We start from the raw sequence: 20,253 nt of genomic DNA, 5'->3' as shown, positions 1-20,253 counted from the left end.
GCACCTCCCTCACGCGCCTGCCGGTCCCGTGAGGACGTCCGCGAGAAACACCTCCCGGCACTCCTCGGGGGTGCCCCACGCCGCCCGCAGCGCGCGGGCCCTGGTCAGCCACAGCGACAGGTCGTACTCCGCCGTGTAGCCGATCGCGCCGTGCAGATGCAGCGCCGTACGGGCGGTCGCGTACGCCGCCTCGCACGCGCTGAGCTTGGCGGCGGCCACCTCCGCGGGGCGCAGGGACATCGCCGCGCCGAGGACCAGCGGGCGCGCGAACTCCAGGGCCGTCGCGGCGTCGGCCAGGCGGTGCTTGACCGCCTGGAAGGAGCCGACGGGGACCCCGAACTGGGTGCGCCGGCGGACGTAGTCCACCGTGCGGTCGAGCAGGGCGAGCCCGACCCCGAGGGCCTGGGCGGCGGCGGCCAGCCGGGCCCAGGCGAGGGCGGGGCCGTACGGCGGGTGAGCGGTGAGGAGTTCGCGGTCCGGGGCGAGCGGGATCAGCCGGCGGGCGGGATCGAGGGAGCGGCGCGCCGGGCCCGCGACGGATGCCAGGTGCAGCCCGCCGGGGGCGAGCGCGAGGCGGACGGCGGCCGCGTCGGCGTCGAGGGCGAGCGGGGCGCCGCGGGGACCGGCGGCGGTCCTGGCGCGGGCGGCTGTCTCGGCGGCGCTGGTGGCCCCGGAGCGGGGGACGGCACCGGGGTCGGGGGCGGGGCCGGCGAAGGGCGCGACGGTCGCGAGGTCCGTGCCGGACAGGAGCCCCGGCATGAACCGCCGCGCGAGCGGGCGTTCGGCGAGGAGGACCGCCGCCGCGACCGTCTCCACCAGCGGACCCGGCACCGCGTGCCGCCCCAGTTCCACGAAGGCCAGGGCCAGTTCCACCGGATGCCGGCCCAGCCCGCCGTGCTCCTCCGGGACCGCCAGCCCGAACACCCCCGCGTCCGCGACCCGGCGCCACAGCGCTCGCCCGCGCGCACGCTCGCCCCGGCCCCAGTCGCGGATCACCGCCGGGGTGTCCGCGGCGGTCAGCATCGCGTGCAGCGAGCCGGTGAAGGCGCGCTGGTCGGCATCGGGCAGGAAGCGCATCAGCGGCGTCCCTTCGGCAGGCCGAGCAGCCGCTCGGCGACGATGTCACGCTGGATCTCGTTCGTCCCGGCGTAGATGGGCCCGGCGAGTGCGAACACGTACCCCTCGGACCACACGGAGTCCGCCGACTCGCCTTCCGCGCCGAGGAGGTCGAGCGCCGTCTCGTGCAGCGCGAGGTCCAGCTCTGACCAGAAGAGCTTGTTCATGCTCGACTCGGGACCGAGCCGCTCGCCCTCCAGGAAGCGGGAGGCGGCCGCATAGGTGAACAGCTGGTAGGCGCGGGCGCCGATCAGGGCGTCGGCCACGCGCGCGCGGGCGTGCCCGGGACAGCCACGCTCCCGCCACAGCCCCGCCAGCCGGCCGGCCGCGGCGAGGAAGCGGCCAGGGGAGCGCAGCGTGAGCCCCCGTTCGTTGCCCGCCGTGGACATCGCGATCCGCCAGCCCTGCCCGGGCTCGCCGATCACGTCCTCGTCGGGGACGAACACCTCGTCCAGGAACAGCTCCGCGAAGGCCGGTCTGCCGTCCAGGCGGCCGATGGGCCGGACCGTCACACCGGGCGCGCGCAGGTCGAACATCAGGTAGGTGAGCCCCTGGTGGGGCTTCGGGGTGTCCGGGTCGCTGCGGAACAGCCCGAAGGCCCGGTCGGCGAAGGCCGCCCGCGAGGACCAGGTCTTCTGTCCGCTCAGGCGCCAGCCGCCGTCCGTCCGGACCGCCCGGGAGGCCAGGGAGGCCAGGTCGGAGCCCGCCTCCGGCTCGGACCATGCCTGGGCCCAGACCGCCTCGCCGGTGGCCATCGGGGGCAGGACGCGCGCGCGTTGCTCCCGCGTGCCGTGGTCGAAGAGCGTCGGCGCGAGCAGGCTGACGCCGTTCTGGACGACGCGGCCAGGCGCGCCCGCCGCCCAGTACTCCTCCTCGAAGACCAGCCAGCGCAGCAGGCCGGCGTCCCGGCCGCCGTACCGCTCCGGCCAGGACACCACCGACCAGCGGTCCGCGGCCAGTTCGGCCTCCCAGGCGCGGTGGGCGGCGAAGCCCTCCGCCGTCTCCAGGGACGGCAGCGGCGTGCGCGGCACATGCGCCGCGAGCCAGGCGCGGGCCTGCGCGCGGAACTCCTCGTCGGCCGCAGAGAGCGTCAGGTCCACCGCCGTCGCCTTCCTTCCGTCGCCGTGCCTCGATCCTTCCCTAACAAGTGTTTGGTAGGTTAGCGTGGCCCTATGACAGGCGTCGAGAGCCCGGCCTACGTCGTCGGGCACGGACTGCTCAGGGGGCGCACCGCCGTCATCACCGCGGCGGCCGGCGCCGGCATCGGCGGAGCGACCGCGCGCCGCTTCCTGGAGGAGGGCGCGCGCGTGCTGATCAGCGACGCCCACACCCGCCGGCTGGAGGAGCACGAGGCCGCCCTGGGCCGCGTCTTCCCGGGCCGGGTGGCGGCGCTGCCGTGCGACGTCACCGACGAGACACAGGTACGGGCCCTGTTCGAGACGGCCGTCGCCGAGCACGGAAAGCTCGACATCGTCGTCAACAACGCGGGCCTCGGCGGCACTTCGGACCTCGTCGACATGACCGACGAGCAGTGGTCCCGCGTCCTGGACATCACCTTGAACGGCACCTTCCGCTGCACGCGCGCCGCCCTGCGGGCCCTGCGGGAGACCGGCGGAGGGGTGATCGTCAACAACGCCTCCGTCGTCGGCTGGCGCGCCCAGGCCGGGCAGGCGCACTACGCCGCCGCCAAGGCGGGCGTGATGGCGCTGACCCGGTGCGCGGCGATCGAGGCCGCCGCCTTCGGCGTCCGGGTCAACGCCGTCGCCCCCAGCCTCGCCATGCACCCCCACCTGGCGAAGGCCACCTCCGCCGAGCTGCTTCGGGAGCTGACCGGGCGGGAGGCCTTCGGGCGCGGGGCCGAGCCCTGGGAAGTCGCCAACGTGATCGTCTTCCTGGCGTCCGGCTACTCCTCGTACCTGACCGGCGAGGTCGTCTCCGTCAGCAGCCAGCATGCCTAGGCCGGCCGGGCCCGGTACCAGAATGGGTCCGTGCCGACCAACAAGAAGCCCCAGGTGACCCCGGCAGCGGCCCGGCGCGGCGAACTCCTGACCACCGCCGCCGAGGTCTTCGCCGAGCACGGCTACAACGCCACCACCGTCCGCAAGATCGCCGACCACGCCGGGATGCTCGCGGGCAGCCTGTACTACCACTTCGACTCCAAGGAGTCGATGCTCGAGGAGATCCTGCGGACCTTCCTCGACGAGCTGTGGGACGGCTACGACACCGTCCTCGCCTCCGGGCTCGGGCCCCGCGAGACGCTGGAGGCGCTGGTCACCGAGTCCTTCCGGGAGATCGACCGGCACCGCGCGGCCGTCGCCATCTACCAGAAGGAGAGCCGGCAGCTCGTCGCCCAGGACCGGTTCGCGTTCCTCGCCGAGTCCCAGCGCCGGTTCGAGAAGGCCTGGCTGTCCACCCTGGAGCGGGGCGTGGCCGAGCACGTCTTCCGCGCCGACCTCGACGTCCGCCTGACCTACCGGTTCGTCCGCGACACCGTCTGGGTCGCCGCCTCCTGGTACCGGCCCGGCGGACAGCACAGCCCCGACGAGATCGCCCGCCAGTACCTGTCGATGGTGCTGGACGGGATCGCCGTACGCGAGTGACACCGCCGGCATCGCATCACGCCCTTTTCCTGTGAGGGAGTCACCATGGCCGAGGCCTACATCGTCGAAGCGGTCCGCACGCCCGTCGGGCGGCGCGGGGGAGGGCTCAGCGCGGTCCATCCGGCCGACCTGGGCGCGCACGTGCTCACCGCCCTGGTGAAGCGGGCCGGGGTCGACCCGGCCGGCGTGGAGGACGTGGTCTTCGGCTGCCTGGACACGGTGGGGCCGCAGGCCGGGGACATCGCCCGCACCTGCTGGCTGGCCGCCGGGCTGCCCGAGGAGGTACCGGGCGTGACCGTCGACCGGCAGTGCGGGTCCTCCCAGCAGGCCGTGCACTTCGCCGCGCAGGCCGTGCTCTCCGGCACCCAGGACCTGGTGATCGCCGGCGGTGTGCAGAACATGTCCCAGATCCCCATCGCCTTCGCCTCCCGCCAGGCCGCCGAGCCCCTCGGCCTGACCGACGGCCCCTTCCTCGGCAGCACCGGCTGGCGCGCCCGCTACGGCGATCAGTCCGTCAACCAGTTCGCCGGCGCCGAGATGATCGCCGCCCAGTGGGGCATCAGCCGCGCGGAACAGGAGGAGTTCGCCCTGGGCTCGCACCGGCGCGCCCTCCACGCCCTCGACACCGGCCGCTTCGACCGCGAGACCGTCCCCTACGGTGAGGTCACCGTGGACGAGGGCCCCCGTCGGGACACCTCGCTGGAGAAGATGGCCGCGCTGAGGCCCGTCCTCGACGGCGGCACCATCACCGCGGCTTGTTCCTCCCAGGTCTCCGACGGCGCCGCGGCCCTGCTGCTCGCCTCCGAGCGCGCCGTCCGCGATCACGGCCTGCGCCCCCGCGCCCGCGTCCACCACCTCTCCGTGCGCGGCGAGGATCCGATCCGGATGCTCTCCGCCCCGATCCCGGCCACCGCCCACGCCCTGAAGAAGACCGGCCTGAGGCTGGACGCCATCGACCTCGTGGAGATCAACGAGGCCTTCGCACCGGTCGTCCTCGCCTGGCTGAAGGAGACCGGCGCCGACCCCGCCAAGGTCAACGTCAACGGCGGCGCGATCGCCCTCGGCCACCCCCTCGGCGCGACCGGCGTCCGCCTGATGACGACCCTCCTCCACGAACTGGAGCGAACCGCCGGCCGCTACGGCCTCCAGACCATGTGCGAGGGCGGCGGCCAGGCCAACGTGACGATCATCGAGCGGTTGTGACCGGTGGCCGGGCCGGCCGATCGTCGGCGATGCGGCTGTGACCGGCGGGCGGGCCGGCCGACCGTCGTCGAGCGGCCGGGGCCTGCGGGCCACGTGAACGCGGCCACCGCCGGTGCCCCTGAGCCCGCACGGGCAGGTCAGCCCCGCACTCCCTCCAGCCGGGCCAGCACCTCCTGCGCCTGCGTCACGATCCGCTCCACCAGCTCCGCGCACGACGGCAGGTCGTCGATCACCCCGGCGACCTGCCCGGACGCCATCACCCCGAGATCCGTACGGCCGTCCACCATCGCGGAGCGCAGCAGCATCGGCGTGTTCGCCGCCAGCACCACCTGACTCCAGCTCAGCTCCTTTCCGTGTCTCATGGCCAGGCCGTCCCGGACCAGGTCCGTCCAGCCGAGCCCCGACAGCCGCCGGAAACCGGCCGCCTTGCGCAGGGCATGGGCCAGGGACCGGAGCCGGCCCGACCGCTCCAGCGCGTCGACCAGATCCGTGCGCAGCATCCGGTGCGGCAGGCCGTCCACCGCCCGGGTGACCGTGACGTCCCGGACCGTCGCGGCCAGATACCGGGCCTTCACCGCGTCCGGCACCGTCGAGTCCGAGGTGAGCAGGAAGCGCGTGCCCATCGCCACCCCCGCCGCCCCGTAGGCCAGCGCCGCCACCAGGCCCCGCCCGTCGAAGAAGCCGCCCGCCGCGACCACCGGTATGTCCACCGCGTCCACCACCTGCGGCAGCAGCACGCTCGTCGCCACCTCGCCGGTGTGCCCGCCGCCCTCGCCGCCCTGCACGATGACCGCGTCCGCACCCCACGCGGCGACCTTCTCGGCATGCCGGCGCGCTCCCACGGACGGGATGACGACCACGCCCGCCTCCTTCAGCCGGCCGATCAGCTCGGGCGAGGGCGCGAGCGCGAAGGAGGCCACCCGCACTCCCTCCTCCAGCATGATCCGCACCCGGTCGGCCGCGTCGCCCGCGTCCGCCCGCAGGTTCACCCCGAACGGCGCGTCGGTGCGCGACCGCACCTCCCGTATCGCCTCGCGCAGCCGGTCCGGTGTCATCGTCGCCGAGGCCAGGATGCCGAGCGCGCCCGCCTCCGCCGCCGCAGAGACCAGCCGGGGGCCGGCCACCCAGCCCATGCCCGTCTGCACGATCGGGTGCCGTATGCCGACCAGCCGGGTCAGCGCGGTCTCCCTCACCTCCTCACCCCCTCGCCGCCTCGGGCACCTCGCGCGCGCGTGCCCCGTCCGGGTCCAGCACCTCGCGGATCAGCCGCAGTTCCGCCGCCTCGGGCTCCCGGGTGCGGGGCACCTCCTCCGGCACGGCGAGCGCGAATCCGGTCGCCTCGCGCACCCGCTCCGCACTCACCCCCGGATGCAGCGACGCCAGCCGCATCGACCGGTCCGGGGTGGCGAAGTCGAAGACGCCGAGATCGGAGACCACCCGGCCGAGACGGTGGAAGCGGGCCGCGCGGCCCAGCCCGGCCGCCCGGTCGTATCCCACCCCGCAGACCACGTCCACCCGCTTCACGAACACCCGGCTGGAGTGTCTCGGGATCCAGTAACTCGTCGGGTTGTTCAGCGTGTTGAGCGGCGCACCGCGCATCCCGAGCAGCTGCCGGCGCGGGTGGGCCCAGTCGCCGATGCAGGAGATGTTCTGGTTGCCGTACCGGTCGATCTGGCTCGCGCCCATCATCACGTGCCGCCGCCCGCCCGCCACCAGGTCCAGGTGCTGGCGGTACGGCAACCAGCCCTCGGGCGTGCCGTCCGGGCCGACCAGCAGCGCCTCGCCGTCGGTCAGCAGCAGGTCCGGCGCGAAGGTGAGCCTGGCCAGGCGCGCTCCCAGCGAAGGGATCAGGCCCATCGGGCTCGCCAGGATCTCGCCCGCCCCGCGCCAGGCCTCGGCGCAGGCGATCACGCAGTACTCGGCGCGGGTGGGCGGCGGGAGCGGGGCCCGCGTGACCGTCGTCTCCGGTGCGCTCATCCCGTCTGCTCCTTCCGCCATTCCCGCACCGCCGCCCGGTACGCCTCCTCGTCCCGGCCGAGGAACCGCTCGGCGAACTCCGGCCACGGCGTGACGGCGTAGAGGCGCTGGAACTCCTCGTCCCTGCCGTAGTCCGGTGCGCAGGACGTGAAGTGCGCGCCGTCCGGCGCCTCCACCACGCCGGTCACCACGAGGCGCTTGAGCAGCAGGGACTGGGGCGGCGCCGCCTTGGTCAGCTCGGCCGTGTCCACGATCCGTTCGCAGGAGACGTAGGCCGCATCCGCCGCCGCGCAGAACAGGTCGTCGAAGTACGGATCCGGGCCCAGACACCGCCCGTTGCCCAACCGGTCGGCGCGTCCCACGTGCACCAGGGCCGCGTCCATCCGCAGCGCCGGCATGGCCACGAGCGTCTCCCCGTCCTCGTACGGCGAAGTGACCGTCCTCAGGGCCGGGTTGATCCGCGGGACGTCGGAGCCGGGACCCGCCCGCACCGGCAGGAAGGGCAGCCGGTGCGCCGCCGCGCGCAGGCCCGACAGGAACATGCCCTCGTCGACCTCCGTCAGCTCGAACCGGGCCCGCTCACGCGCCGCCCGGTAGTGCGGTTCGAGCGGGATGGAGTCGAGGGTGACGAAGGCGGTGACCAGTCTGCGGATCCGGCCGGCCGCGGCGAGCATCCCGACGTCCGGACCGCCGTACGACACGACCGTCAGGTCCGTGATGTCCGTCCGCAGCAGGGCTCTGACCAGCGTCATCGGCTTGCGCCTGGACCCCCAGCCGCCGATGCCGAGCGTCATGCCGCTCGCCAGGCGGGAGACCACCTCCTCGGCGGTCATCGTCTTGTCACCCACTACGCGCCCTCCTTCCCTGACGTGTCGCGCTTTCCTGACGTCTCGTCCTTCCCCGGCGCCCCGCTCGTCCCGAAGGCGTCGCGCACGCGGTCGGCCAGTCCGCTGAGGTTGGCCTCGAAGGTGAACCCCTGTTCGAAGCGGTAGCTGCGGCGGACGTCCACCGGGTCGATGCCGTTGATCGCGGCCTTCGCCATGCGCAGCAGCCGCCCGTCCTTCGCGGCGATCACGCGCGCCAGTGCCAGCGCCGCCGTCCGCAGCTCCGGGCGCGGCACCACCCGCCACACCGAGCCGTGCCCCTGCAGCTCGGCGGCGCTCGCCGTGCGCCCCGTGTAGTAGAGCGCGCGCATCAGATGCTGCGGGACCAGCCGGGCCAGATGGGTCGCGGCACCCAGCGCGCCCCGGTCCAGCTCGGGCAGTCCGAAGACGGCGTCCTCGCTCGCCACGATCGCGTCCGCGTTGCCCACCAGGCCGATCCCGCCGCCCAGACAGAAACCCTGCACCGCCGCGACCACCGGGACCTCGCACTCGTACACCGCCGCGAAGGCCTCGGCGCAGCCGTGGTTGGCGCCGATCAGGGCCTGCCGGCCGGCCACCTGTATCTCCTTGATGTCCACGCCCGCGTTGAACCCCCGCCCCTCGGCGGCCAGGACGACGCACCGGACGTCCGTGTGGCGGCCCGACGCGCGCACCGCCTCGGCCAGCTCGGACCAGCCGCGCACCGGCAGCGCGTTCACCGGCGGGAAGTCGACGGTGACCACGGAAATCCCCTTTTCCGGGGACGAACGGGAGACACCCATGGCGGCATCAGCTACCTTTCCACCAAACATTTGTTAGGTGCGACGGTCTCGAAGCTAGCAGCCGCCGCCGACAAGCGGGAGGGCCTGTGGATAACTCGGCGGCGCACGCTGGGGGCACCTCGGCGGGCGGCACCACCGTCGTCGTCACCGGCGGCACCCGGGGCGTCGGCGCCGGGATAGCGCGGGCGTTCGCCGAGGCCGGGGCACGCGTCCTGGCCTGCGCCCGCCGGCCTCCCGAACGGCCCCTGGAAGGCGTGGAGTTCGCCCCGCTCGACCTGCGCGACCCGCCCGCCGTACGGGCCTTCTTCGCGGGGCTGTCCCGGCTCGACGTGCTCGTGAACAACGCCGGGGGCACCCCGTACCGGCTCCTCGCCCACGCCGACGCCGAGCGGCACGCCAGGGTGGTCGAGCTGAATCTGATCACCCCGCTGACGGCGTCCCTCGCCGCGTACGAGCAGCTGCGGCGCAGCCGGGGCTCGGTCGTCATGGTCGGCAGCGTCAGCGGCACCCGGCCCTCGCCCGGCTCGGCCGCCTACGCCGCCGCCAAGGCGGGCCTGGCCAGCCTGGCCGCCTCCATGGCCGTGGAGTGGGCGCCCGAGGTCCGGGTCAACACGCTCGTGGTCGGCATGGTCCGCACCGAGCTGTCGCATGTGCACTACGGCGGCCCGGACGGCATCGCCGCCGTCTCGCGCACCGTCCCGCTCGGCCGGCTCGCCGTCCCCGCGGACGTCGGCGCCGCCGCCGTCTTCCTCGCCTCCGACGCGGCCGCCTACGTCAGCGGAGCGAGCCTGCACGTGCACGGCGGTGGGGAGCGGCCCGCCTTCCTCGACGCCACAACCGCCGACCGGGAGAAGTGAGATGAACGCACTGTGCGACGGCCGGGTCGTCGCCGTGAGCGGCGCCGGCCGGGGGCTCGGCCGCGCCCATGCCCTCGCCTTCGCGGCCGAGGGCGCACGGGTCGTCGTCAACGACCTGGGCGTGGGCCTGAACGGCACGCCGGGCGCCGGCAGGACGCCCGGCGCACACACCCCCGCGGACGCCGTCGTGGCCGAGATCCGCGCGGCGGGCGGCGAGGCGGTGGCGCACGGCGGCGACATCGCCACGGCCGAGGGCGCCGCGTCCCTGATCAGGACGGCCGTCGAGACGTACGGCCGGCTCGACACGCTCGTCAGCAACGCCGGGTTCCTGCGCGACCGGATGCTGGTCAACCTCGACGAGGACGACTGGGACGCCGTGATCCGCGTCCACCTCAAGGGCCACTTCCTGCCGCTGAGGCACGCCGCCGCGTACTGGCGGGCCGAGGCCAAGGCCGGGCGCGTCCCGGCGGCGCGGGTCGTCCACACCAGCAGCGGTGCCGGACTGCTGGGCTCGGTCGGCCAGGGCAACTACAGCGCCGCGAAGGCCGGGATCGTCGCCCTGACCCTGGTCGCGGCGGCCGAGCTGGCCCGCTACGGCGTCCAGGTCAACGCCGTCGCCCCCGCTGCCCGCACCCGCATGACGGAACACGCCTTCGCCGAGACGATGGCGGCACCGGAGACCGGATTCGACGCCATGGCGCCCGAGAACGTCTCCCCGCTCGTGGTCTGGCTCGGCTCGGCCGCGAGCGCGGGGGTCACCGGCCGGGTGTTCGAGGCGGAGGGCGGCCGGATCACGGTCATGGAGGGCTGGCGGGCCGGCCCCACCGCCGACAAGGGCGCCCGCTGGACCCCGGCCGAGGCGGGAGAGGCGGCCCGCTCGCTCCTGGCGGCGGCCCAGGAGCCGGGCGCGGTGTACGGCGCGTAGGCGACGGCCTTCGCACACCTGCGACCCTGACGGCTGGAGAGCGAGGGCGGAGATCCTCTGCCGCACGCACGCACGCCCGGCCGGCCCGGCCGCCCCGCAGACCTCGCGGCCCGCCGAGCGGGCGGTGACCACAGGGCGCCGCCCCTTTCGCCGCCTCCCAGCCGACCGGGTGGGTGGCGAGACGGAGCAGACGCCGGGGACGGACTGCGGGGCGCGGGCGTACGTGGCGCTGCACGGGGCGCGGCCGGCCCCTCGGACCCCCGAGCTGCCTGCCGCGCCGGAAGACGGACTTCGGGGCGGTCTTCCGAGACGGAGTCCGGGGCGAGCGCCCTCGCGCGCCGGGCGCCCAGAACCCGGGCCCAGATGACGGCTCCGGTGACAGGTGCCCCCGGGGACGGCCGGCCCCTCGTGCGCGGCCCGAGCATGGTGGCGGGTGGGCGGCGGACGGGTGCGGAGGAACTACGTGTCGCACTCCAGCACCGTCCGGCACACCCCGCACCGCGCGCGGACGCGGCCTTTCACCGGTACCCGGATCCGCTGGTGGCAGGTGGGGCAGGGGAAGGTGACGCGGAGGTGGCCGGTGGGGTCCGGGGTGAAGGCGTACGGGGCGCCCGGCGCGACGGAGGGCGCGTGCCGACGGTCGTGGGCGTAGCGGCGCCGGCCCGCCCAGCCCGCGCCGGTCAGCGGGGGCTGCTGCTCGTCGCGGCGGGCCTGGGCCATGCCCTTGACGTAGGCGGTGTAGGCCTGCGGGCTGGTGAACCACACCGACGGGTCCTCCTGGAAGAGCAGCGCCCGCTTGGCCAGGACGTAGCCGAACTCCTCGGGAGTGAGATAGCCGAGCTTCTGCGAGGAGACCGCGTCCTCCCGGTAGGCGTCCAGCAGCAGCCAGCCCGCGCCCAGGTACGTCGTCACCGTGTCCGTGAGGATCTCGTTGTCCGCCGTGGTCGGGAACTCAAGCCCCAGACGGTGCAGATAGACGTGCGCCACCTCGTGCGCGAGCGCCGCGCCGATGTCCCGGCGATGGGTGCGGAAACGATCGTTCAGTTCGACGAAGTACTCGGGGCCCGCCGCCAGTTCGACGTTCGCCGCGTGGGTCATCTCCCGGAAGCCGACGATCAGCCGCGCGTCCGGCAGCCGGAAGTGCCGCACGATCTCGCGGGCCACGCGCTGCGCCCCCAGGTGCAGGTCGTCGGTGTCGCAGAAGGCGACGTCGGCGGGGGCCACACTGGCCGAGAACGTCTGGACGGTGTCGCAGGACAGCCGCCTGTACAGCGCGTTGACCGCGGTCCGCACCATCTCCAGGTGCGGGTAGCCGTGCTCGACGGGTCCGCCGTTCGCCACGTCCGCATCCCCTCGACACCGGAACTCCTCTCCACTGTAGGCGCGGGGGCCGCCGGTCACACGGGGTTGAGACGGGGCGCCCGCCGGTCCGGGCCGGTCTCCTGCAGCTCCAGCACCCACAGCTCGTTCTCGCCCTCCCGCAGCACCGGCCCCGGGGCGTACAGCGACCGCTGGGGGCCCACCGACCAGTAGCGCCCCAGCCCGAATCCGTTGATCCAGACGAAGCCACGCGTCCAGCCGGGCAGCTCCAGCCGGGCGTCCCCGGCCCCGCGCACGGTGAGGGCGCCCCGGTACAGCCCCGGCGCGCCCTCCGGCGGCAGCGGCCCGAACGGCACCGCGTCCACGCCGGCGTCGAAGGCGGCCAGGTCAAGCCCACGCGCGCGTACCCCGTGCAGAAACTGCCGCTCGTGCAGGATCCCGCCGGTCAGGCCCTTCTCCTCGCCGAGCCGCGGTCCGTAGTTCACCCGGCCCAGGGACTCCACCCACAGCTCCACGCGCGCGGGGCCCGCGACGGGCTCCTTCAGCCGCGGCTCCTCCTCGGTGAGCACCCCGGCCCGCACGCCGTCGACGTGGACCACCGCCAGGTCCCGCAGTCCGCGCACGCTCAGCGGGTACGGCCGGCGCGGCCCCGGCACCTCCACCTCGTAGCGCACCAGGCCCCGGGTGACCCCCAGCTCCGCGAAGGACGGCGGCACGGGCGCCACGCGCTCCTCACCGCCCAGTGTCCGCAGGACGGCGTCCAGGGGTGCCCACCCGGAGAGCGCGGCCTCGGCCGGATCGCGCAACGCCGTCGGCCGCGGCGGGAGTTCGGGCAGCGGACCGGAGCGGTACGCGCGGAGGACCTCGCGGAAGCGCCAGAACTTCTCGGTGGGGAGGCCCTGTTCGTCGAGGGGCGCGTCGTAGTCGTACGACGTCACGTCCGGCTCCAGCGCGCCCTCGTGCAGCTCGCCGCCGCCCCGGTTGGCGCCCGCCCAGCCCCCGAAGCTCGTGCCGCCGTGCGCCATGTACAGGTTCACCGACGCCCCCGCGTCGAGGATCTCCCGCAGCGCCCCGGCGGCCTCGTCGGGGTCGCGAACGACGTGCTCGCCGGACCAGTGGTCGAACCAGCCGCACCAGAACTCCATGCACATCAGCGGGCCCACGGGGCGGTGGCGGCGCAGCGTGTCGAAGGCCACGCGCGCGTGCGAGCCGAAGTTCACCGTGGCGAGCACCCCGGGCAGTGAGCCGCCCGTCAGCATGTGGTCCTCCGGCCCGTCCGAGGTGAACAGCGGGACGGTGATCCCCTCGGCGCGCAGCAGCGCCGCCAGCTCGCTCAGGTAGCCGGTGTCGCTGCCGTAGCTGCCGTACTCGTTCTCGACCTGCACCATGAGCACCGGCCCGCCGCGGTCCGCCTGCCGGGGCACGATCTCCGGCAGCAGCCGGCGGAACCAGGCGCGCACATGCACCATCCAGCGTTCGTCGCGGGTACGCGCGCGTGGGCCCACTTCGTGCGTCAGCCACGCCGGCAGGCCGCCGTTCTCCCACTCGGCGCAGATGTAGGGGCCCGGCCGCACGATCGCCCACAGGCCCTCCTCCCGGGCCGCGTCGAGGAAGCGGCCGAGCGCCGGTACGTCCCGGAAGGCGCCGGGGCGCGGCTGGTGCAGATTCCACGGGACGTACGTCTCCACGCAGTTCAGGCCCATCGCCCGCAGCATCGCCAGCCGGTGCCGCCACTGCGCCTCGTGCACCCGGAAGTAGTGCAGCGCCCCGGACAGCAGCCGTACCGGACGCCCGTCCAGCAGGAAGTCGCTTTCCCCCACCGAGAACTCGCTCATGCCGCCCAGCCTTGCCCCTGGCGGGGCATGACGCCATGGACGAAGATCAGCGGTGCTTGGACAAAACGCGGCCCGGACGGAAGTCCGCGGTGGCCGACGCCGGGAGGAGCGCCGATGTACCGGACCTGGATGCGGTTCTTCAGCCCCGGCCCCGCCCACCACCGCCTCGGCCTGGTCTGCCTCGGCGTCGGCCTCCAGCACGGCGCGCTGCCCACGGTCGGCCCGCGCACCCTCGACCACCACGTGGCCGTCGTGATCAGCTCGGGCGGCGGCTGGTACCGGAGCGCCGACGGCCGCCGTACGACCGTCACCGCGCCCGCGCTGCTCTGGCTCACGCCCGGCGTGCCCCACCACTACGGGCCCGATCCGGGAGCCGGCTGGGACGAGGGCTTCGTCGACTTCGCGGGGCCCGCCGCCGCGACCTACACCGACCTCGGCTACATCGAGCCCGAGCGGCCCGTCGTCCCGCTCTCCGACGCCGCCGGACCCCGCGCGGTGGTCGCCCGCATCGTCCGCGCCGCCCGCCGCGGCAACCCCCTGCTGGAGGTGGAGACCGGCGCCGCCGTGCACGAGCTGCTCGTCGCCCTGCGCCGGGCCCGCGCGGACCTCGCCCCGGGCGGCGACCAGGTGCTCCAGGCCCTCGCCCGGGACGCCTGCACGCCGATGAGCGTCGCCGACCACGCGCGCGTGCACGGCATGAACCCCGCCGAGCTGCGCAACGCCGTGCGCCGGGCCGCCGGGTGCAGCCCCAAGGACTACCTGCTCGGCATCCGCCTCACCCGCGCCAAGGAACTCCTCGCCGCCACCGAACTGCCGGTCGCGGCCGTCGCCCGCCGCGTCGGCTACGACGACGCCGCCTACTTCTCCCGGCTCTTCACGCGCCGCGTGGGCCTCGCCCCGGTCCGCTTCCGCGCCCAGCAGGCCCGCACCGTCCCCGGCGGCTGGAGCGACCGCGTCCCGGACCCCGCCGACCCCCCGCTGATCCACTCTCCGGACACCCCGTGGACGCGGGCCGACGACCGCATAGGGTGGACGGCCATGACCACCAGCAACACCGGCACCGGTGACGTGCAGCCCGAGGTCCGCGAGGAGCTGGAGCGGCTGCGCGACAGCATCGACAACATCGACGCGGCCGTCGTCCACCTGCTCGCCGAGCGGTTCAAGGCCACCCAGCAGGTGGGCCGGCTCAAGGCCGTGCACCAACTGCCGCCCGCCGACCCGGCCCGCGAGGCCCGCCAGATCGAGCGGCTGCGCCGCCTCGCCGAGAACGCCAAGCTCGACCCGGCCTTCGCCGAGAAGTTCCTGAACTTCATCATCGCCGAGGTCATCCGGCACCACGAGCGCATCGCCGAGGACACCGCCAACGCGCAGCCCGCGGACGGCTGACCGAGGACGCGCCCGGGCCTCGGACGCCGGCGTACGGGCATGGGGGCATCGCGGAGACGCGCCGCGCCGCGGCCCGTGCCGACGGCGTCCCGGGACCGCGGCCCCGGCGTCCGGCAGGGCGGCCGGACAGCGGACCAGCGCACCAGGGGAGCGGGGGCGGCAGGGCGGCCCCGACCCGGACCGACGGGCACGGCGAGGGCCGGGCGCGGGGCGGTCCGGTGCCCGGAGCGGACCCGCTCGATGAGCCGGACATATGCCGTGAACCAGTCCACCCCCTGTGCGCTGTCAGTGGCATCAGGCAGCATGGCGTGCATGTCCGTACTCACGCGCGACGAAGCGCAGCTCCGTGCACAGCTCCTCGACGTCCACCGCTACACGGTCGAACTGGACCTGACCACCGGGACCGAGACCTTCGACTCCCGCACCGCCATCCGCTTCACCGCGCGGTCGGCGGGGGACACGTTCGTCGAGCTGAAGCCCGCCGAGCTGCGCACGGTCACGCTCGACGGACAGCCCCTCGACCCCGAGTCGCTCGTGGACGACCGGCTCCCGCTGAAGAACCTCACCGCCGGCAAGCACGAGCTGCGCGTCGACACGGCCATGCCCTACTCCCGCACCGGCGAGGGCATGCACCGCTTCACCGATCCCAGCGACGGCGAGACGTACGTCTACACGCAGATGTTCATGGACGACGTCCAGCGCGTCTTCGCCGCCTTCGACCAGCCCGACCTGAAGGCCGTCTTCGAGGTCTCCGTCAAGGCGCCCGAGGGCTGGACCGTCCTCGCCAACGGCGTCACCGAGCAGGGCGCCGACGGCCACTGGCGGGCCGCGCCCACCCCGCCGATCTCGACGTACCTGGTCGCCGTCGCCGCCGGCCCCTGGTACTCGGTGCGCACCGAGCACCGCGGACTTCCCTTCGGCCTGCACTGCCGCCGCTCCCTCGCACCCCACCTGGAGGCCGACGCCGAGGAGATCCTCGACGTCACGCGCGCGTGCTTCGACCGCTACCACGAGAAGTTCGAGGAGCCGTACCCCTTCGACTCCTACGACCAGGCGTTCGTCCCCGAGTTCAACGCGGGTGCGATGGAGAACCCCGGCCTGGTCACCTTTCGCGACGAGTTCGTCTACCGCTCGGCCGTCACCGACACCGAGCGGCAGACCCGCGCCATGGTCATCGCGCACGAGATGGCCCACATGTGGTTCGGCGACCTCGTCACACTCAAGTGGTGGGACGACATCTGGCTGAACGAGTCCTTCGCCGAGTACATGGGCTACCAGACCACCGCCGAGGCCACCCGCTTCACCGACCCCTGGACCGAGTTCGGCGTCACCCGCAAGTGCTGGGGCTACGACGCCGACCAGCGGCCCACCACCCACCCGGTCGCCCCCGGGAACGTCGACGACACGGCCGCCGCGCTGCTCAACTTCGACGGCATCTCCTACGCCAAGGGCGCCTCCGCGCTGCGCCAGCTGGCCGCCTGGCTCGGCGAGAAGGACTTCCTCGCCGGCATCAACACCCACTTCGCCCGGCACAAGTTCGGCAACGCCACCCTCGCCGACTTCATCGACTCCCTCGCCTCCGCCACCGACCGCGACGTGCCCGCGTGGGCCGACGACTGGCTGCGCACCACCGGTGTCGACACGCTCACGCCCCGGATCACCTCCGCCGACGGCACCTGCACCCTGACCGTCGACCGTGCGGGCAGCCGCCCCCACCGCCTGGCCGTCGGCCTCTACGACCACGACCTCGCCGACGAGGGCGGCCTGGTGCTGCGCAAGCGCCTCGACCTCGACGTCCCGCAGACCGAACCGCAGCCCATCGGCAAGCGCCCCGCGCTGCTCCTGCTCAACGACGGCGACCTCACCTACGCCAAGGTCCGCTTCGACGCCGAGTCCTTCGCGGCCGTACGCGACGGACTGTCCGGCCTGCCGGACCCGCTCACCCGCGCGGTCGTCTGGAACGCCCTCAGGGACGCCGTGCGCGACGGTGAACTGCCGCCCGCCGCCTACCTGGAGACGGCCCGCGCCCACCTCCCGCGCGAGACCGACCTGGCCCTCGCCCAAGGCGTCCTCGCCTTCGCCTCCGGCCAGATCGCCGACCAGTACCTGAGCGCCGACGAGCGCCCGGCGGCCCTGTCCACCCTCACCTCCCTCTGCCGCGACCTGCTGCGGCGCACCGAGGACGGCGACCACCCCGGCCTGCGGCTGATCGCCGTACGGCATCTGATCGGCACCGCCGCCCACCCCGAGACCATCGCCGCCTGGCTCGCCGACGGCACGGTGCCCGGCGGGCCGGAGCTGGACCCCGAGCTGCGCTGGCGCATACTCGCCCGCCTGGCCGTCCTCGGCGCCACCGACGAGGCCGCCATCGCCGCCGAGCTGGAGCGCGACCCGAGCGCCACCGGCCAGGAGGGCGCCGCCCGCTGCCGCGCCGCCCTGCCCGATCCGCAGGCCAAGCGCGCGGCCTGGGAGGCGATGTTCGCTGGCGACGACCTGTCCAACTACCTCTTCACGGCCACCGCGCAGGGTTTCTGGCAGCCCGAACAGGCCGATGTCGTCCGCGAGTACGTGCCGCGCTTCTACGCGGACGCGGTCGCCGTCAGTGCCCGCCGCGGCCCCGCCATCGCCCAGGCCGCCGGCCGCTGGGCCTTCCCGGCCCACGCCGTCGACGCCGAGAACCTGGCACTCGGCGAGGCCTGTCTGCGCGACGCCGACATCACCCCGGCGCTGCGCCGCGGCCTCGCCGACCGGCTCGACGACCTCTCCCGCGCGCTGCGGGTGCGCGGCGGGCAGGAGGAGCGGGACTCCCGGGAGGCGCACGAGGAGCCTCAGGACGCGGGCGAGGCGGGGGAGGTGTAGGGGGGAGTAGGGCCGAAGACGTAGGACGCGGCTGCGCCCTGCCGACGATGCGGTGGGGCGTCCGCCTTCCTAGGGTCGGTCACGAGCGTTCCACCGACCCTTCGGAGGCAGCACCGTGATCGTAGTGACCGGAGCGACCGGCAACGTCGGCCGTGCCCTTGTCGACCGTCTCCTCGACGCCGGGCAGCCCGTGCGGGCCCTGACCCGTGATCCGCGAGGGGCCGGCCTCCCCGAGGGTGCCGAGGTCGTGCGGTTCGACCCGGACGACCCGGCGGCCCTGTTCGACGGGGCGAGCGCCCTCTACCTCTACGCGCAGGCCGGCACGCCCGAGCTGCTCCGGGCCGCCCGCGCCCACGGGGTACGGCACGTCGTCCTGCTCTCCAGCGCCATCATCGCGCAGGGCGCCGACGAGACCCACCCCATCCACGTCATGCACGCCACCGTCGAGCGGCACATCCGCGACAGCGGGCTCACCTGGACCTTCCTGCGGCCGGGCGCCTTCGCCACCAACGCCCTGCAGTGGGCGCCGCAGATCCGCGCCCGGAACACCGTACGCGGGGTCTACGCGGGTGCCCGCTCCGCGCCCATCCACGAGGACGACATCGCGGCCGTCGCCGAACGGGCCCTGCTCGACGGCGGACACGAGGGCGCCGTGCACCGGCTCACCGGGCCGGCGGCGGCCACCAACGCCGAGCAGGTCGCGGCGATCGGCGCGGCCCTCGGCCGGGAACTGACGTTCACGGAGGTGGACCCGCGCGAGGCGGGCCCGGAGCTGTTCCCGTACGTGCCGCCGCAGATGCTGCAACGGCTCCTCGAAACCTTCGCGGACGCCGTCGGCGCGACGCCGGAGATCAACGACACGGTGGAGAAGCTCACCGGCGCCCCGGCCCGCCCCTTCAGCCAGTGGGCCCGCGACCACGTTCAGGACTTCGGCGGCCGGCCGTAGACCCGTCGCACGGACAGGCATGACCCCAACGCGCTTTCCCCGCACGGCAGTACCCACTTTCGGGTTCTGATCGACGTTCTTTCGGGACAGACGGGCCACTTCCCGTACAAGCTGGAAGCCGAAGGCCGGCCCAGGAGCGCCGGCCAGGAGCGGAGGTCGACGGATGCGTGGTGACGACTCTCTGCCCGCCGCGGCCCTCGCCTCGGTCACCGGCGGAACCCACGGACCGGACGCCCTGCGCCCCCTGCTCGGCACCGTGCTCGACGCGCTCGCGGCCGGGGGCCGGGCGCGGGGCGGGCCGCTGCCCGCAGGAGGGCCGCGGGCGGTGGCCGCGCGGGTCGCCGAGGCGCTCGGGGACCCGCTGCCGGAGCACGGCGACCCGGACGCCCTGCGCACCCTCGTCCATGTCCTCGCCGAGGGCGCCGCCGACCCCGCCGAGCCGCTGTGCGCGGCCCATCTGCACTGCCCGCCGCTCGCCGTGGCCACCGCGGCCGACCTCGCGGCGAGCGTCCTCAACCCGTCCCTGGACTCCTGGGACCAGGCCCCGGCCGCCTCCGCCCTGGAAGCCGCGGTCACCCGCGCCCTCGCCCGAGCGGCCGGGCTCGCCGACGCCCTGGTCACCACCGGCGGCACCGAGGCCAACCACCTCGCCCTGCTGCTCGCCCGCGAGGCGCACGGCGCCGGCCTCCGGCTGGTCTGCGGGGCCAACGCCCACCACTCGCTGCCGCGCGCCGCCTGGCTGCTCGGCCTGCCCGACCCGGTCGTCGTCCCGGCACCGAGCGGTGTCCTCGACCCGGCCGCCCTGGACCAGGCCCTCACCACGCTCCCCGGCCCGCTGCTGGTCGCCGCCACCGCCGGCACCACCGACGCCGGCCTCATCGACCCGCTGCCCGAGATCGCCGGCCTGTGCGCCGCCCATGGCGCCCGGCTGCACATCGACGCCGCCTACGGCGCGGGCCTGCTGTTCAGCGACCGGTACCGGGACCGGCTCGCCGGACTCGACGCCGCCCACACGGTCACCGTCGACCTGCACAAACTCGGCTGGCAGCCGGTCGCCGCCGGCCTGCTCGTCCTCGCGCGCCCCGCCGAACTCGCCGTACTCCACCAGCGCGCCGACTACCTGAACGCGGACGACGACACCGACGCCGGAATCCCCGACCTGCTCGGCCGCTCCCTGCGCACCACGCGCCGCCCCGACGTCCTCAAGATCGCCGTCACGCTGAGGACCCTGGGCCGCACCGGGCTCGGTGCCCTGGTCGACCAGGTGTGCGCCCGCGCCCGCGAGTTCGCCGCCCTGGTCGACGCGCACCCCGGCTTCGAGCTGTACGACCGGCCCGTGATCAGCACGGTGCTGTTCCGGCCCGCGCGGGCGAGCGACGACGCCGTGGCCGCCGTACGGCGCCGGCTGCTGCACGAGGGCCGGGCGGTCCTCGGGCGGGCCCGGCTCGACGGCCGGCTCTGGCTCAAAGCCACCCTCCTCAACCCTCGCACCGGGCCGGACGACCTGGCCCGGCTGCTCGAACTCACCGCGGCACACCCGGGCGAACCCGCCCGGACCCCTCCGACGAGCCCCGCGGCCCCTAC

General features: G+C 74.7%; 16 protein-coding genes and 2 pseudogenes. 10 read left to right on the top strand and 8 right to left on the bottom strand.

From position 1 onward, the window contains the following. Positions 1-9 precede the first annotated feature (9 nt). Positions 10-1,077 (bottom strand): acyl-CoA dehydrogenase family protein, encoded by a 1,068-nt coding sequence (locus tag ACZ60X_RS01310; protein ID WP_469592063.1) that lies wholly within the window; start codon positions 1,075-1,077, stop codon positions 10-12. Next, entirely contained in the window at positions 1,077-2,216 is a 1,140-nt protein-coding gene (locus ACZ60X_RS01305) for an acyl-CoA dehydrogenase family protein (protein ID WP_469592061.1), read from the bottom strand. The genes ACZ60X_RS01310 and ACZ60X_RS01305 overlap by 1 nt, the downstream gene beginning before the upstream one ends. Positions 2,217-2,288: 72 nt before the next feature. Between ACZ60X_RS01305 and ACZ60X_RS01300 the strand changes: the two genes are divergently transcribed. From ACZ60X_RS01300 to ACZ60X_RS01290, 3 genes are read left to right on the top strand one after another with little or no spacing between them, the layout of a single operon-like run. Beyond that, positions 2,289-3,074, top strand: a complete 786-nt coding sequence (locus ACZ60X_RS01300; protein ID WP_469592059.1) for an SDR family oxidoreductase — start codon at positions 2,289-2,291, stop codon at positions 3,072-3,074. 30 nt (positions 3,075-3,104) lie between these two features. Next, complete coding sequence (locus ACZ60X_RS01295; protein WP_469592058.1) at positions 3,105-3,716, top strand: TetR/AcrR family transcriptional regulator; 612 nt, start codon at positions 3,105-3,107, stop codon at positions 3,714-3,716. A gap of 45 nt (positions 3,717-3,761) precedes the next feature. After that, positions 3,762-4,919, top strand: coding sequence for an acetyl-CoA C-acetyltransferase (locus ACZ60X_RS01290; RefSeq protein ID WP_469592056.1), 1,158 nt, complete (start codon positions 3,762-3,764; stop codon positions 4,917-4,919). Between the two features lie 137 nt (positions 4,920-5,056). On the opposite strand, the gene ACZ60X_RS01285 is transcribed toward ACZ60X_RS01290, so the two are convergent. From ACZ60X_RS01285 to ACZ60X_RS01270, 4 genes are read right to left on the bottom strand one after another with little or no spacing between them, the layout of a single operon-like run. Next, a complete protein-coding gene (locus tag ACZ60X_RS01285; protein ID WP_469592055.1) occupies positions 5,057-6,112 on the bottom strand; it encodes an NAD(P)H-dependent flavin oxidoreductase in 1,056 nt (351 codons plus the stop codon). Positions 6,113-6,116: 4 nt separating this feature from the next. Continuing rightward, positions 6,117-6,896 (bottom strand): CoA-transferase subunit beta, encoded by a 780-nt coding sequence (locus ACZ60X_RS01280; protein WP_469592052.1) that lies wholly within the window; start codon positions 6,894-6,896, stop codon positions 6,117-6,119. After that, positions 6,893-7,744, bottom strand: coding sequence for a CoA transferase subunit A (locus ACZ60X_RS01275; RefSeq protein WP_469592050.1), 852 nt, complete (start codon positions 7,742-7,744; stop codon positions 6,893-6,895). The genes ACZ60X_RS01280 and ACZ60X_RS01275 overlap by 4 nt, the downstream gene beginning before the upstream one ends. Further along, positions 7,744-8,541, bottom strand: coding sequence for an enoyl-CoA hydratase family protein (locus ACZ60X_RS01270; protein ID WP_469592048.1), 798 nt, complete (start codon positions 8,539-8,541; stop codon positions 7,744-7,746). Before ACZ60X_RS01270 ends, ACZ60X_RS01275 begins: the two co-directional genes overlap by 1 nt. An 86-nt stretch (positions 8,542-8,627) precedes the next feature. On the opposite strand from ACZ60X_RS01270, the gene ACZ60X_RS01265 reads away from it, so the two are divergent. After that, positions 8,628-9,398 carry an SDR family oxidoreductase gene (locus ACZ60X_RS01265; protein WP_469592046.1) on the top strand — a complete coding sequence of 257 codons (771 nt, stop codon included), beginning with the start codon at positions 8,628-8,630 and terminating at the stop codon, positions 9,396-9,398. Between the two features lies 1 nt (position 9,399). After that, complete coding sequence (locus ACZ60X_RS01260; RefSeq protein WP_469592045.1) at positions 9,400-10,323, top strand: SDR family oxidoreductase; 924 nt, start codon at positions 9,400-9,402, stop codon at positions 10,321-10,323. Between the two features lie 459 nt (positions 10,324-10,782). Here ACZ60X_RS01260 and ACZ60X_RS01255 read toward each other — a convergent pair whose 3' ends face one another. Together ACZ60X_RS01255 and ACZ60X_RS01250 are read right to left on the bottom strand one after the other, a co-directional pair. Further along, positions 10,783-11,664, bottom strand: a complete 882-nt coding sequence (locus tag ACZ60X_RS01255) for a hypothetical protein (RefSeq protein ID WP_469592043.1) — start codon at positions 11,662-11,664, stop codon at positions 10,783-10,785. A gap of 56 nt (positions 11,665-11,720) precedes the next feature. Continuing rightward, complete coding sequence (locus ACZ60X_RS01250) at positions 11,721-13,478, bottom strand: glycoside hydrolase family 35 protein (RefSeq protein ID WP_469592041.1); 1,758 nt, start codon at positions 13,476-13,478, stop codon at positions 11,721-11,723. A gap of 114 nt (positions 13,479-13,592) precedes the next feature. Here ACZ60X_RS01250 and ACZ60X_RS01245 point away from each other — a divergent pair. The 5 genes and pseudogenes from ACZ60X_RS01245 to ACZ60X_RS01225 form a co-directional block, all read left to right on the top strand. Further along, positions 13,593-14,471, top strand: a pseudogene (locus ACZ60X_RS01245) (helix-turn-helix domain-containing protein); the annotation flags it as partial. A 45-nt stretch (positions 14,472-14,516) separates the two neighbouring features. After that, complete coding sequence (locus ACZ60X_RS01240; protein WP_469592975.1) at positions 14,517-14,864, top strand: chorismate mutase; 348 nt, start codon at positions 14,517-14,519, stop codon at positions 14,862-14,864. 312 nt (positions 14,865-15,176) lie between these two features. Beyond that, positions 15,177-17,723, top strand: coding sequence for an aminopeptidase N (gene pepN / locus ACZ60X_RS01235; protein WP_469592038.1), 2,547 nt, complete (start codon positions 15,177-15,179; stop codon positions 17,721-17,723). Positions 17,724-17,838: 115 nt separating this feature from the next. Continuing rightward, a complete protein-coding gene (locus ACZ60X_RS01230) occupies positions 17,839-18,669 on the top strand; it encodes an NAD(P)H-binding protein (RefSeq protein WP_469592036.1) in 831 nt (276 codons plus the stop codon). 163 nt (positions 18,670-18,832) lie between these two features. Next, positions 18,833-20,206, top strand: a pseudogene (locus ACZ60X_RS01225) (pyridoxal phosphate-dependent decarboxylase family protein); the annotation flags it as partial. Positions 20,207-20,253: the final 47 nt, after the last annotated feature.

Source organism: Streptomyces sp. NPDC104106 (assembly GCF_055584345.1).
Note: the sequence above shows the minus strand (reverse complement) of the source record. Positions and strands in the feature narration are given on the sequence as shown.

Bases quoted from the DNA above. Each gene is read 5' to 3' on its own strand.
- ACZ60X_RS01310 (WP_469592063.1), bottom strand. From the start codon at position 1,077: ATGCGCTTCCTGCCCGATGCCGACCAGCGCGCCTTCACCGGCTCGCTG.
- ACZ60X_RS01300 (WP_469592059.1), top strand. From the start codon at position 2,289: ATGACAGGCGTCGAGAGCCCGGCCTACGTCGTCGGGCACGGACTGCTC.
- ACZ60X_RS01290 (WP_469592056.1), top strand. From the start codon at position 3,762: ATGGCCGAGGCCTACATCGTCGAAGCGGTCCGCACGCCCGTCGGGCGG.
- ACZ60X_RS01280 (WP_469592052.1), bottom strand. From the start codon at position 6,896: ATGAGCGCACCGGAGACGACGGTCACGCGGGCCCCGCTCCCGCCGCCC.
- ACZ60X_RS01270 (WP_469592048.1), bottom strand. From the start codon at position 8,541: ATGGGTGTCTCCCGTTCGTCCCCGGAAAAGGGGATTTCCGTGGTCACC.
- ACZ60X_RS01260 (WP_469592045.1), top strand. From the start codon at position 9,400: ATGAACGCACTGTGCGACGGCCGGGTCGTCGCCGTGAGCGGCGCCGGC.
- ACZ60X_RS01250 (WP_469592041.1), bottom strand. From the start codon at position 13,478: ATGAGCGAGTTCTCGGTGGGGGAAAGCGACTTCCTGCTGGACGGGCGT.
- ACZ60X_RS01240 (WP_469592975.1), top strand. From the start codon at position 14,517: ATGACCACCAGCAACACCGGCACCGGTGACGTGCAGCCCGAGGTCCGC.
- pepN (WP_469592038.1), top strand. From the start codon at position 15,177: ATGTCCGTACTCACGCGCGACGAAGCGCAGCTCCGTGCACAGCTCCTC.